Annotated in this window: 8 protein-coding genes; 3 read left to right on the top strand and 5 right to left on the bottom strand. The window is 72.3% G+C overall.

What is annotated here, in order from left to right:
* The 4 genes from ACFU99_RS14440 to ACFU99_RS14425 form a co-directional block, all read right to left on the bottom strand.
* On the bottom strand, positions 1–4,860 hold a 4,860-nt coding region (locus tag ACFU99_RS14440), incomplete at its 3' end, for a beta-ketoacyl synthase N-terminal-like domain-containing protein (RefSeq protein WP_384390803.1).
* Between the two features lie 700 nt (positions 4,861–5,560).
* Positions 5,561–6,982: an MFS transporter gene (locus tag ACFU99_RS14435; protein WP_384390801.1), complete on the bottom strand. Its 1,422-nt coding sequence runs from the start codon at positions 6,980–6,982 to the stop codon at positions 5,561–5,563.
* Positions 6,983–6,990: 8 nt separating this feature from the next.
* Positions 6,991–7,731 (bottom strand): GNAT family N-acetyltransferase, encoded by a 741-nt coding sequence (locus ACFU99_RS14430; protein ID WP_384390798.1) that lies wholly within the window; start codon positions 7,729–7,731, stop codon positions 6,991–6,993.
* Positions 7,732–7,939: 208 nt separating this feature from the next.
* Positions 7,940–8,515 carry a universal stress protein gene (locus ACFU99_RS14425; protein ID WP_384390795.1) on the bottom strand — a complete coding sequence of 192 codons (576 nt, stop codon included), beginning with the start codon at positions 8,513–8,515 and terminating at the stop codon, positions 7,940–7,942.
* A gap of 243 nt (positions 8,516–8,758) precedes the next feature.
* Between ACFU99_RS14425 and ACFU99_RS14420 the strand changes: the two genes are divergently transcribed.
* The 3 genes from ACFU99_RS14420 (at position 8,759) to ACFU99_RS14410 (ending at position 12,146) form a co-directional block, all read left to right on the top strand.
* Positions 8,759–10,297, top strand: coding sequence for a PLP-dependent aminotransferase family protein (locus ACFU99_RS14420; protein ID WP_384390793.1), 1,539 nt, complete (start codon positions 8,759–8,761; stop codon positions 10,295–10,297).
* A 64-nt stretch (positions 10,298–10,361) separates the two neighbouring features.
* On the top strand, positions 10,362–11,246 hold the full coding sequence (locus ACFU99_RS14415; protein ID WP_384390790.1) for an isocitrate lyase/phosphoenolpyruvate mutase family protein: 885 nt from the start codon (positions 10,362–10,364) through the stop codon (positions 11,244–11,246).
* Between the two features lie 198 nt (positions 11,247–11,444).
* Entirely contained in the window at positions 11,445–12,146 is a 702-nt protein-coding gene (locus ACFU99_RS14410) for a metal-dependent hydrolase (protein ID WP_384390787.1), read from the top strand.
* 41 nt (positions 12,147–12,187) lie between these two features.
* Here ACFU99_RS14410 and ACFU99_RS14405 read toward each other — a convergent pair whose 3' ends face one another.
* Positions 12,188–12,670, bottom strand: coding sequence for a hypothetical protein (locus tag ACFU99_RS14405; RefSeq protein WP_384390784.1), 483 nt, complete (start codon positions 12,668–12,670; stop codon positions 12,188–12,190).
* Between the last annotated feature and the right edge of the window lie 555 nt (positions 12,671–13,225).

Here is a 13,225-nt window from a genome sequence, read left to right as displayed (position 1 = left end):
GTTCGTAGCTGCGCTGTTCGGCCAGCGCCCGGCGGGCAGCAGGACGTTTCCGAGCTGCGGCAGGCGGAGGGGTGGGGGTGCTGGCGCCGTTGAGGCCCGCCAAGGCACGGCGGGTGGGGCACCACTCCCCGCTTCCGAGGGAAGGCACATCCGCCGGCGTCGTCTCTCCGTCCCTGGTAGCCGCCCGGCGCGTATGTCGACCCCGGCGACGGCGAGTTGGGCGACGGCGGCGAGGAATCCGTACAGCCCGCCGCGCCGGCCGCCGCCGTCCAGCGGGACCGTGCGGTGCGGGCGGTCGCCGAGTACGGCGGAGACCAGCCGGGTCAGCACCCGGCCGGGGCCCACTTCGGCGAAGACCCGCGCCCCGGCCGCGTACATGGCCTCGATCTGCTCGGCGAACCGGACCGGGGCGCCGATCTGCTCGGCGAGTCCGGCCCGTACGGCGTCCGCGGTGGCCGGGTACGCGGCGGCCGTGCTGTTGGCCCAGACGGGAACGGACGGCGCGCGTACGGGCAGCGTCTCCAGCGTGCGGGCGAACGCGTCGCCCGCACCGGCCATCAGCGGGCTGTGGAAGGCACACGCCACCTGAAGCCGCTTCGCGGCGAGCCCCGCGTCTCGGAGGTGGCCGATCGCCGCGTCCACTGCCGCAGTAGGACCTGAAATCACTGTCTGGCGCGGGGAGTTGCGGTTCGCGGTGACGACCTCGCCCGTGAGCCCGGCGAGCGCCAGCACCTTCTTGACCTCCTCCGCCGACGCCGTGACGGCCGCCATGGCACCGGGGTCGCCGCCCCGGGCCCGGACCCCGGAGAGGATGGCCTCGGCGCGTGCGGCGCTCGCGGTGAGCAGATCTTCGGGTGTGAAGGCCCCGGCGACCGCGAGAGCGACGAGTTCGCCGTAGCTGTGACCTGCGATCATGTCCGGGCGTACGCCAACGGTGGCGAGGAGTTCGGCGGCGGCGAGCCCCGCGATGCCCAGCGCGGGCTGGGCGACGGCGGTATCGGTGATCCGCGCGAGCTGACCGGCGGCCGTCGCGTCGTCGAAGGCGGTGGGCGGGTGGAGGGTGTCCGCCCAGCGGGCCGCGCCGAGCCGCAGGCGGCCGTGCAACTCGGGGAAGGCGACGAAGAGATCCGCGAGCATGCCGGGGCGCTGACTTCCCTGACCGGGAAACAGAAACGCCAACTTTGCCTCGTTGAGAGCCTCTTCGTCAGATCCGTCAGTGCTGTGGGCCCGGCCGGCCGTGTACAGCCCGGCCCCTGGATCGTCCTCGCCCTCGGCCGCCCTCCGCAGCAGGCCGACCAGGTCCGGCACGCTGTCGGCCAGCAGCGCGATCCGGACCGGCTCGCCCCGTGCGCCCGCCGCATCGCTGCGCCGGGCGGCGCTACGCGCGTAGTCACGCAGCCGCCACGCCCCGCCGCTCTCGACCAGACCGAGCAGCGTACGGACGCCCCGCCGCGCGGCGGCCTCGTCCTTGCCGCGGAAGGTGAACAGCTCGGCCGGCCACTCGTCGAGCGCGTGGGCGGCCGGGGCCTGGGCGTACGCGCGTAGAACGACGTGAAAATTGGTGCCGCCGAAACCGAAGGCGCTCACCCCCGCGATCCGCTCGGCCGGTTCCGCGGGCCAGGGGCGGGCCGCGGAGTGGAAGACGAACGGGCTGCGGTCGGCGTCCCACGCCGGGTTCGGCTGCCGCAGGTGCAGGGTCGGCGGCCGTACGCCGTGGTACAGCGACAGGACCGTCTTGATCAGCCCGGCCAGCCCCGCCGCGCACTTCGTGTGGCCGATCTGCGACTTGACCGAGCCGATGGCGCAGCTTCCCGGATCGGCGCCGGCCTCGGTGAACACCTCGGTGAGCGTGGCCAGTTCGGTACGGTCGCCGACGACCGTGCCCGTTCCGTGCGCTTCGATGAGGCCGACCTGCGCGGGTGAGATCCCGGCGTTGCGGTACGCGCGGGTCAGTGCGGCGCGCTGGCCCTCGGGGCGCGGCGCGGTCAGGCCCAGGGCGCGGCCGTCGCTGGCGCTGCCGACCCCGTCGATCACGGCGTAGACGCGGTCCCCGTCGCGCTCGGCGTCGGCCAGCCGCTTGAGCACCACGCAGCCGACGCCCTCGCCGAGCGCGATCCCGTCCGCCGAGCGGTCGAAGGTCGCCGAGCGGCCGGTGGGGGAGAGGGCGTGCACGGAGGAGAAGAGGAGGTAGTCGTTGATGCCGTTGTGGAGGTCGGCGCCGCCGCACAGCACCAAGTCGCTTGTCCCGGCGACCAGTTCCTTGCACGCCACGTCGACGGCGGTGAGCGAGGACGCGCACGCGGCGTCGACGGTGTAGTTGGCGCCGCCGAGGTCGAGGCGGTTGGCGATCCGGCCCGCGATGACGTTGGCGAGCATGCCGGGGAACGAGTCCTCGGTGAGACGCGGGAGTTGGCCGTCGAGCGCGGCGGGGAGCTCGCCGACGTACGCGGGCAGGACCGTGCGCAGGGTGCTCGCGTTGGACAGGTCGCTGCCCGCCTCTGCCCCGAACACCACCGACGTACGGGCGTGGTCCCGCTCGGTGTGGCCCGCGTCCGCGAGGGCGCGCCGGGCGGCCTCCAGCGCGAGCAGCTGCACCGGCTCGATGCTGCTCAGGGAGGCGGGCGGGATGCCGTAGCGCAGCGGGTCGAAGGGGATCTCGGGCAGGAACCCGCCCCACCGCGACGGGGTGCGGGCGCCGTCGCCGTCCGGCGCGTAGTACCGCTCCGGGTCCCAGCGCTCGGCCGGCACCTCGGTCACGCAGTCCTTGCCGGCCAGTACGTTCGCCCAGAACGCGGCGGTGTCGGGCGCGCCGGGGAACATGCCGGCCATGCCGACGACGGCGATCCGCAGCGGTTCGGGGGCGGGCCGCCCGGCATCCTCTGTCTCCGGCTCCGGGGGGAGGCCCAGGGCCTCGCGGATCGCCCCGTTCCGGTCCCGTAGCCACGCGGCGGCCCCGTCGCCCACCGCCCGGTGGAGCGCGGCGACGGTGGTGACCTCGTCCCGCAGCACGCACACCTCACCGGCCATGAACATGCCCTCGGCGTCCTGGCGGCCCTCGTCCACGGGGTGCAGCTCGGCCCCGACGCGCTCGATGCCCTTGCTGGCCAGCCGCAACCTGCCGACGTTGAACTCTTCGAGCCGCGCCCACCTCTCACGGTCGGGCACGCCCTCCGCGCGCAGCTCGGCCTTGAGCCCGGCGAAGTCCTCGGTGAACGCGCTGTGCGCGCAACGGGTGGCGTGGCCGGGCGCGGTCTCCAGCAGGTCGGTCCGCTCGGCGGCGAGCATCCGCCGCTGGAACAGCGGCCGCACGGCGCCGGCCCGTACCGCCTCCTCCGTGAACAGATAGGCGGTGCCCATGAGCACGCCGAACGCGATGCCCGCGCCGGTCAGCGGCGCGGCGAGGGCGGCGACCATCGCGGCCGAACGCTCGTCGTGCACGCCGCCCGCGAAGAGAACGGTGATGGGGGCGGGGCTGTTCGTTCCACCCGGTGCCGTTCCGGCGGACGCAGTCGCCATGAAGTCGAGCAGGACCTCGATCTGGGCCTCCCAGAGCGGGAAGCTGTTGCGCGGCCCGACGTGCCCGCCGCACTCCGCGCCCTCGAAGACGAACCGGCGCGCCCCGGCCGCGAGGAACTGCCGCAGCAGCCCCGGCGACGGTACGTGCAGAAAGGCGGCGATGCCCGCGGCCTCCAGGTCCGTGGCCTGCGCGGGCCTGCCCCCGGCGATGATCGCGTGGGTCGGCCGCAGCCGCCGTACGACCTCCAGCTGGGCGGCCCGCACCTCCTCGTCCGCGAACCCGAGGACGCCGACGCCCCAGGGCGCGTCCCCGACCGCCTCGCGGGTGCGTTCCAGCATCGTCCTGGTCTGCTCGGCGTCGCTGAGCGCCAGCGCGAGGAACGGCAGCGCTCCCGCCTCCGCGACCGCCGCCGCGAACGCGGGCTGGTCGCTGACACGGGTCATCGGGCCCTGGGCTACGGGCAGTTGGGTTCCCAATGCGCGTGCGCCGGGGGAGTGGGCGCCGAGCGCGGCGGCGGACGTGACGTCGGTGGCGATGGCGGTGGCAGTGACGGTGGCGGTAAGCGCGGCCAGGATGCCGCGTACGACCTCGCCGACCGTCGTCCAGCGACGGGCGAAGGAGGCGGCGAGGAAGGCGTCCTGACCGACGGGCAGGAACTGGGTCCGCAGGTCGTCCCCGCCGATCGCTTCCAAGAACTCGGCTCGTGCGGAGGGTAGTTGGGGAGTCCCCGGCCCGCGACGGATGAGTACGCGCGTGCCGTGGTGCAGTACGGTCTCCGAGCCGTCGAGCCCGCCGAGCGCATCGGCGATTTCCAGCGGAAGTTCCGCCTCGTCGAGCAGCGCGAGCTGGGTGTCGAGCACGACGCCCGCGGCCCCGCCCGCGACGGCGGCCGTGGTGGTCCGTACGCCGATGCCGCCCCAGGCCCAGACGGGCACATCGATGCCCGGGGAGCCGAGGAGCTGTTGCAGCAGGACGAACGTGCTCAACTCGCCGACTCTGCCGCCGCTTTCCGTGCCGCGCGCGATCAGCCCCCAGGCCCCGGTCTCGACGGCTCGTACGGCCTCGGCGAGGTCGGTGACCTCGGCTAGGACGCGGCGGCCGGGGAACTCGTCGGGCCGGCGGTCCGGGTCGGCGAGCAGCACGGTCGTCGCCGTAGCGGGCAAATCGGCGGCGTAGATAGGGCAGTTGGGGCGGATGCGTACGCCGAACGGCCGTGGCGACCAGCGGTCCGTACGGTCCAGGAGCTCGGCGGCCCGCGTGGGGTCGGCGGTGGGAAGTTCCAGTACGCCGAGCGCGCCCGCCGCGCAGGACGCGGCCGTGAGGCGAGGCGACGGCCGGTGCACGGGGTTGACCGCGATGACGGGGCCCGGCCCCGAATCGGAGGGCGGACGTGAATCGGAAGGCGTCCGCGGCGGCTCGGGGGAGGGGCGTCCGCGCTCGGGCGCGGGCTGAGCGGAATCGGGCGTCGCGGAGGGCGCGTTGGACGGTCTTGGACCCGGCATCCTCATGGGCTCTCCCGACTGCGTGATCGGTCAACCAGCTGATGGTGCGTAGTAGACGGGACGGTTTTCCGAGAGGTCAACTGTCCACTTCCTACAGCTGGTTACTCTCCGTCGTCCGCGTGCGGCGTGCCCACTGCCGGGCATTTCGCCCCTAGTGGCCCAACGGACCGCGGCTTTTCACGCCCGCCATCCCCGAGTAACGCAATAGAGATAAAATTGTCATGCCCACATAACTGTGTGCCTATCGATGAGACATCGATTGTGGGGTACATCACAGTCGGATTGGGCGGGTTTCGGGGGTGGGAGGCGGGCCGGTGGCCGCGCTGGGGCCGGGATCGGCGGCGCATCAGGGGCGGGCGCGGGGGAGTCCGGAACCTGATGTGGGGTCAGCCGAAGCCCCGTCGAGGCATGGGTCCGGAATCTGATGCGGGGTCAGCCGGAGTCTCTTCGCGGCACGGGTCCGGAACCTGATGGCCAATCAGTCAGGAGGCGTCACCGGGCCCGGGCGCGGCGGCCGAACCGTGGTCGGCGCCGAGAGCGATCATGATCGGCGCGCTCGGCGGGAGCCAGGCCGGCCGCCCAGTGCGAGCACGGTGGCGGCTCCAGCCAGGGAGAGGCAGGCGGAGACGGCGAAGGCCAGGTCCGCGCCATGGGCCGGCCGCCCCGGGAATGCGGTGGCGACGGTGATGGTCAAGGCGACCCCAACCGCGGAGCCGATGTACCTGGCCGTGTTGTTGGCGCCGGAGCCCATCGCGGCCCGCTCGGGCGGCACGCTGTCCACGGCGAGACGTGGCAGAGCGGCGTTGAGCAGACCGGTGCCGATCCCGGATACCACGATGCCGGGCACCAGTCGCGGCCAGGAGCCCGCGGGTACGGCGCCGAGCATGGCCAGCGCGCCCGCCGCGTTCAGGACGAACCCGAGGGCGAGTTGGCGGAGAGCGGGGACGCGGTGCGCCAGCCGTCGAACCTGCAACGCCACTACGGAGGAGACGCCCGCCCACAGCAGGAGCAGCCACGCCGTGCCGATCGCCGGGATGCCGATGGTCTCCTGTAGTACGGCGGGCAGGAAGCTGTACAGGCCGATCACGCCGAGGCCGGTGAACAGCGCGCCGGTGGTCGACGCGAGGAACAGGGGCCGCCGCAGGAGCGACGGGTCGATCATCGGGGTCGTACTGCGCCGCTCGATCCGCGCGAACACCGCGGCCAGCACCGCCGTCGCCACGAACAACGAGACGACCGGTGCGCGCAACCAGCCATCCCGCCCCAGCGTCAGGGCGCTCAGCAAGGCGGTGAGCGCCGCTCCCAGCGCCAGGGCGCCGGGCATGTCGGGCCGGCCGCCGCGCGGACTCCGGGACTCGCGGAGGACGCGGGCGGCGGCGCCGACCAGGAGCAGGGCGACGGCGGCGAAGACCACGTACCCCAGGCGCCAGTCGACTTCGGCGAACCCGCCGGCGATCAGCGGACCGGTGGCGGTGCCCGCGCTGAACGACGCGCCCCATATGCCCAGTGCGCGTACGCGTGCGTGGCCCGCCGGGTAGGCGTGTGCGATCAGGCCCAGGCTGCTGGAGATGATCAACGCGCACGCCGCGCCCAGGGCGATACGGCTCAGGGCGAACGTGAGTGTGGAGGTGGCGAGCGCGCCGAGGCCGGTGGTCAGGCTCATCGCCGCGGTGCCGATGAGGAAGGCGCGCCGCCGGCCGTAGTCGTCCGCGAGGCTGCCCGCGACGAGCAGGAGGGCCGCCAGGCCCAGCGGCGTCCCGTTGAGCAGCCAGGCCTGCTCGGAAACGGGGGTGTGGAAGTCCGTCACCATGGCGCGCAGCGTGGGCATCGGCGCGTTGTAGTCCATCAGCGCGATGGCGGTGACGAGCCCCGTGAGGGCGAGGACGCCTCTGGGGCCGTGGGCTGTCCGCTGCCGTACTCGCGCGCGCTCCACGGGATGCGCCGAGCTCCTGCGGTATCCCATGCCGAACCTCAGAGCGCCCGATCCGCCTCGGGGTTCGCATCGCAGGCGCGCACAGCGGACAGGGACTGCTTCTGCCGGCCGTCCGCGTCGAAGTTGTCCGGCGAAAGCCACTCCCGCAGCGCCTTGCCGACCTGGGGCCACTCGGAGTCGGTGACGGAGTACCAGGCGGTGTCCCGGCTGCGGCCCCGGTAGACCACGGCTTGGCGGAAGATCCCCTCGAAGGTGAAACCGAGCCGCTGCGCCGCCCTGCGCGAGGGCTCGTTGAGGCTGTCGCACTTCCACTCGTAGCGCCGGTAGCCGAGCTCGTCGAAGGCGTAGGACATCAGCAGGAACTGTGCTTCCGTCGAGATCGGGGTCCGCCTGAGCAGGGGCGAGAACGCCACGTTTCCCACCTCGACGACGCCGTTGGACGGGTCCTGGCGCATCAGGGAGAGGGTGCCCACCGCCTTGCCGTCGCGCAGGTCGATGACGGCGTAGTGCAGAGGGTCGTCCGCCCGCGTCACCGTCACCGCGTAGTCGCGGTAGTCGTCCCGGCTCCCGAACGGACCGGCCATCATGTACGTCCAGTCCCTGCCGTCCGCCGCGTGTGCGTAGGCGGAGTACAGGTCGTCGGCGTGCCGGTCCGCGTCCAGCGGTTCCACCCGGCAGGAGCGGCCGTCGAGGGTGACCCGGGCGGGCGCCGGACGGGCCGTCCAGCCGGGCAGTGGGTGGCCGACGGGCTGGCCGTATTCATTCAGACGTGCGGACAATCTCTTCTCCCGCTTCGTGTTGGCTGCTGCCAGGCTAGGCAACCAGTGGACCCTCGATAAGATCCACAAAGGAGTCATTCCATGGGTCCACCCCGGTTCTGCCGTGCATCGGATGCGCGGCGCACTCGCTAGGCGGCGCACTCGCTAAGTGGCGCACTCGCTAGGCGGCGCACTCGCTAAGTGGCGCAATCACTAAGCAGCGCACTCGCTAAGCGGCCAGGCCGTCGGCTGCCCCGCGGCGGAAGTCATCAGCGGTCAGGTTCCGCAGCCGGCGGCGTGTCCCGCGCGGCACGGTCGGCTCCGGGACCAGCAGGACGGGGGCCTGTGCCCGGGCCGTCACCTGGCGGCGCATCCCGCCCCGCACCAGTCTGACCAGCGGATGGCGCGGTCCGCCGCCGAGGACGAGCAGGTCGCCGGGGTGGTCGGCGAGGGAGACGAGAGCGTCGACGACTGAGCCGCGCACCACGGTCGGCGCCACCGGTACGTCCTCGGGCATGCCCCCGAGCGCGGAGGCGATAGCACGCCTCAGTTGCTCCTCGGCGGCACGCTCCGTCTGCGCGTCGAGCTCCGGCGAGGGTGCGCGTCGCGCTGCCGCCTCGCCGCCCCTCGGCGTCCAGGTGCTCACCGGTACGAGCAGGTGCCCGCGGCGCCGGGCCTCCTGAACGGCCCGGGTCAGCGCGGCCAGGCTGCCGGGCGAACCGGAGACACCGACCACCACCCGGTTGGTGCGGCGAAGGGTTGAGGACTCACTGCCGTTCACGGATTCGTTCAGACGTGCGGACATTCTCTTCTCCCTGTGCGTATCGCCCCTGTCAGGTTAGGTTTGGCGTGGACCCCTAATAAGGTCCACAATGGAGCCATTCCATGGGGCCACAAGGTCCGGTCCTGGAGGCCGGTCTTGGGGGCCGGTCTTGGAGGCCGGGCCTGGAGGCCGGTCTTGGAGCCCGGTCTTGGAGCCCGGTCTTGGAGCCCGGTCTTGGAGGCCCGGACCTGGGGAGGCGGGCGTCGTACGAGAGGAGACCGGGCAGTGTCGACTTCCAGCAGTGAGGACCTGGGGCCGCAACTCGACTTCCTTCAGCAGGAACCGCTGTCCCGCGCCCACGACGGGGAGTCCCTGCAAAAGCAGCTCCTGCACCGCATCCGCACCGCCGTCCTCGACGGCCGGCTGCCCGCCGGCAGCCGCCTGCCGGGCTCGCGCGCCCTCGCAGGCGGGCTCGGGATCTCCCGCAACACCGTGACGCTCGTCTACGACGTGCTGGGCACCGAGGGCTACATCGAGCTCAGCAGACAAGGAACGCGGGTCGCCGCGCTGGCCCGACCGGAGCCCGACAGCCGCGCCCACCACGCGCCCGCGCCACCCACGTTGTCGCAGCGCAGCGCCCGGATCCGCAAGCCCCCGCTGGAGGGCGTCGACTCCCTCGCCTTCGCGCCGGGGGTGCCCGCCCTGGCCCAGTTCCCGCTGGCGGCCTGGCGACGCTCCCTCGACCGGACGCTCCAGCAGGGCGGAACGGGTCTGCTGGGCTACGGCCCGCCCCAGGGGGAGCCGGCGCTGAGAACCGCCGTCCTGCGCCACCTCGCGCTGGCCCGCGGCGTGCGCTGCTCCCCGGAGCAGGTCGTCATCACCGAGGGGTCGCAGGAGGCGCTCTCGCTGTGCGTCCGGCTGGTCACCGACCCGGGAGACACCGCCTGGATCGAGGACCCCGGCTACCGCGGCGCACAGACCGCCCTGGCCTCCGGCGACCTGGACGTCCTCCCCCTGCCGGTCGACGCGGAGGGCCTGCGCGTCTCCGCGGCCGACTGGAGGGACCGCCCACCGCGCCTCGTCTACACCACCCCCGCGCACCAGTACCCGACGGGTTCGGTCCTCACGGCCTCCCGGCGCCTCGACCTGATCGAGAAGTGCCGCGACCACGGCGCCTGGATCGTGGAGGACGACTACGACAGCGAATTCCGCCACAGCGGAGAACTCCTGGCCTGCATGCAGGGCATGACGCCGAACGCACCCGTGCTCTACGTGGGCACCTTCAGCAAGACGCTGTTCCCCTCGCTGCGCCTGGGATTCCTCGTGCTGCCCGAGCCACTGGTCGACCAGGTGGCGCCGGTCGTGGACGAGATGCTGCGCGGCGGGCACCGCTGTGAGCAGCTGGCCCTGGCGCACTTCATGGAGAGCGGCCAGTACAGCAGGCACCTTGCGCGCATGCGCCGCCTGTACCGCGGCCGCCGGGACGCGCTCAGGGCGGCGCTGGCCGAACACCTCGACGTGCCGCACACCGTAACCGGCGGCGACAGTGGCATGCACCTGACGGTCCGGCTGCCGGCCGACTTCCCGGATCAGCGCGTGGCCCGGGCCGCCCGGCAGCACCGGATGGCCCCCTGGCCCCTGTCCCGTTCCTCGCTGCTCGCGGACTCCGCCCACAACGGGCTCGTCCTGGGGTACGGCAACACGCCCGAATCATCGTTCGTGCCCGGCGTGCGACAACTCGCGCACCTGATCCGGGAGTCCGGGCAGAGGGCGGCCGGGGCGCGGTCGGCGAACAGGCCGGCGGTCTCGGCGAGCGGGGCATGAGGGCCGTCATGCCGCAGACACAGTTCGGCGGCTGTCGAACTGTTCCGGCCCTAGCGTTGGTGCCATGACGCACAGCATGTTGTCGCCGACCGCCTTCGCCCGCCTGCACCACCAGGCCACGCCGCTGCTCCTGCCCAACGCCTGGGACTACGCCTCAGCGGCCCTCCTGGCGGCACAGGGCTTCCAGACGATCGGCACCACAAGCCTCGGCGTGGCCGCGGCCGCCGGCCTGCCGGACGGGGCGGCGGCGACCGCCGAGGAGACCGTGGCTCTGGCCCGTCGACTCGGGCAGGGCCCCTTCCTGTTCACCGTCGACGCCGAAGGGGGCTTCAGCGATGACCCCGAGGAAGTGGCCGAGCTGGCCGGAAGGCTGCACGACGCGGGCGCCGCGGGAATCAACCTCGAAGACGGCCGCCCGGACGGCACCCTCGCCCCCGTGGAACTGCACGCCGCGAAGATCGCCGCCGTCAAGGCCGCCGTGCCCGCCCTGTTCGTGAACGCTCGCACCGACACCTACTGGCTCGGACGCCAGGAGGCCGAGGAGCCCCAGGAGATCCAAGAGCCCCAAGAGCCCCAGGAGATCCAGGAGATCCAGGAGATCCAGGGGGAAGGGACCGCGAGGCGCCTGGCGGTGTACGAACAGGCCGGCGCGGACGGGGCATTCGTGCCGGGGCTGTCGGAGCCGGACAGGATCACCGCCCTGACGGCGGCCCTCACCGTGCCGCTGAACATCCTGTACACGCCGACCGGACCCACCGTGGCCGACCTTGCCGCACTCGGCGTGCGCAGGATCAGTCTCGGCTCCTTGCTCTACCGCGACGCCCTGGCGGCGGCCGTGACCACGGCGACCGCCATCCGCGACGGCCTGCCCGCGGAACGCGCCCCCGTTTCCTACACGGACGTGCAGGCGCTGGCGGCCCCTCGCGGGACACCGCGGAAATCCATGTGAGGCCCGGCGGCAGTATCTCCGGCCGGTCCCGAGGGCGGAGCCCGCCGTCCCTCCCGCGAGCTGCCTACCGGGTCCTCAGCGCGCTGCCCGCCGCCCCGCACCCTTCGCGTACCCGCTCTGATCAGGCTGGTAGCGTCTCTGCCGAAAGTGAGGGCACGTCATGAACGTGCCACCGGGGCGGGAAGGAACGAACGCGCGATGATGGGCCATTCGCACGCCATGAGCGGTGCGCTGATCTTCGCGGGCACCGCGTCGTACCTGCCACCCGTGCTGATGCACACTCACCTCTCGCCGCAGGAGATACTGATGGGCACCGTGCTCTGCGCCGGTGCCGCGCTCCTGCCCGACCTGGACCACCACGACGGCACCATCGCCAACTTCCTCGGCCCGGTCTCCAAGACGCTGTGCCGCTTCGTCGCCTGGATCTCCGGCGGCCACCGGCACGCCACGCACTCGCTGTTCTTCGTGGCCTTCATGACCGCCGGCTGCTGGGCGGGCGTGACCTACCTGGGCCGTCCGTTCACGCTCGGCATGTCCTTCTTCCTGCTGGCGCTGGCCGTACGGGCACTCAACCTCTGTCCGCCGGGGCACGGTTTCTCCGCCTGGGGCACGATCGTGGCGATGGCCGGGATGGGTACGGCGGTGCTCGCCAAGTTCATCCCCTCGGCCCCGGGCTGGCTGCCGTACGCCGTCGGGCTGGGCTGCCTGGCGCACCTGCTGGGCGACTCCATCACGAAGATGGGCGCGCCGTGGCTGTGGCCGCACAAGAAGCGCTACGAGATCGTGGTGATCCAGCACAGCGGCAACAAGCTGGAAACGGAGATCCTCACGCCCATCATGGGCGTGGCGACCGTCATCTTCCTCTGGTTCACCGCGCTCTCGCCGAACTCCATCAGCTGAGCGGGACCACCCTCCTCCTCAGCCCGCCTCCCGCCGCCTTCTCAGTCCTCCTTCCGCACGCGTACGGTCCGCAGTGTCGGGTCCATCGCGTCCGGAAGGTTCATGCCGCCCGCGACGCCGGTCCCCAGATACCAGAGCACGGGGTCCGTCAGCCGCTCGCCGGGGAGCACGGCGGGGATGCCGGGCGGGTACGGGGTCAGAATCTCGGCGGCCACCCGCCCGGCGTCCGCCGCCAGCGGCACGGCCTCGGTGGGGCCGAAGAACGCGTAGCGCGCCAGACACACCTGTTCGAGTCGGAGATCGCGGCCCGGTGGGACGCCGATGACGGGGGCCGGGCGCAGCCGCTGCGCGTTCCCTGACAGGTCGCGCAGGGCCTCGATCAGCGCTCCCGCGGTCGCCGCGTCGTCGGCGTGCAGCCCTTCGATGGACTCGACGGACTCGACGGACGCGCGGACGGCGTCGGCCATCAGAGCCTCGGCCCGACTCGCGGTAACGGACCAGTGCGTCGAGTACCGGCGCCTCATGGTGATCGATGGGATCTACATGATCGACTTCACCGGCGACCATGGACAGGCAACTGCCCGTGACGGCACGGCGCCAATCCCCTTCGGCCGCGCACCGCGAATTACCGCACGTCAGCTGATTGCTGATCAACTTCCTTGCGGCACAAAGGACAAGAGGGCGAGAAGTCTTTAGGCATCGACTACCACGCTGATCAGGCGTTCACTTGATTGGCGGATGAAGCGGAACAGGTGTCGCCGGTGAACGTGCGGGTACTCCTGTGGCACTGCCCGCGGAACGAGCGAAGAGACGGATGCGCCGAACGGATATCAGCGCAGGTGGGGCGGGGCGCGAATAACTGGAGGCGGCATGGCTATTTCCTGCTATCCGATCCGTGGGCCGGTCCATGTTCCGGTCTGTGATCCGGTCTGTGATCCGACCTGTGATCCGACCTGTGATCCGGTGTGTGAACCGGTCTGTGTTCCGGCATGAGTACGTCACGGCGGCGGCCTTCCCGTACGCGGATGGGAGAACCGCGGCGCCCGCCCGCGGCAAGGCCGCGGCGGCTGCCCGTACCG

Origin of the sequence: Streptomyces sp. NPDC057654 (assembly GCF_042800135.1) — a bacterium.
In the GTDB taxonomy this organism is placed as follows: Bacteria; Actinomycetota; Actinomycetes; order Streptomycetales; family Streptomycetaceae; genus Streptomyces.
The sequence above is the reverse complement of the archived record's forward strand: the minus strand, read 5'-3'. Positions and strand labels throughout refer to the sequence as shown.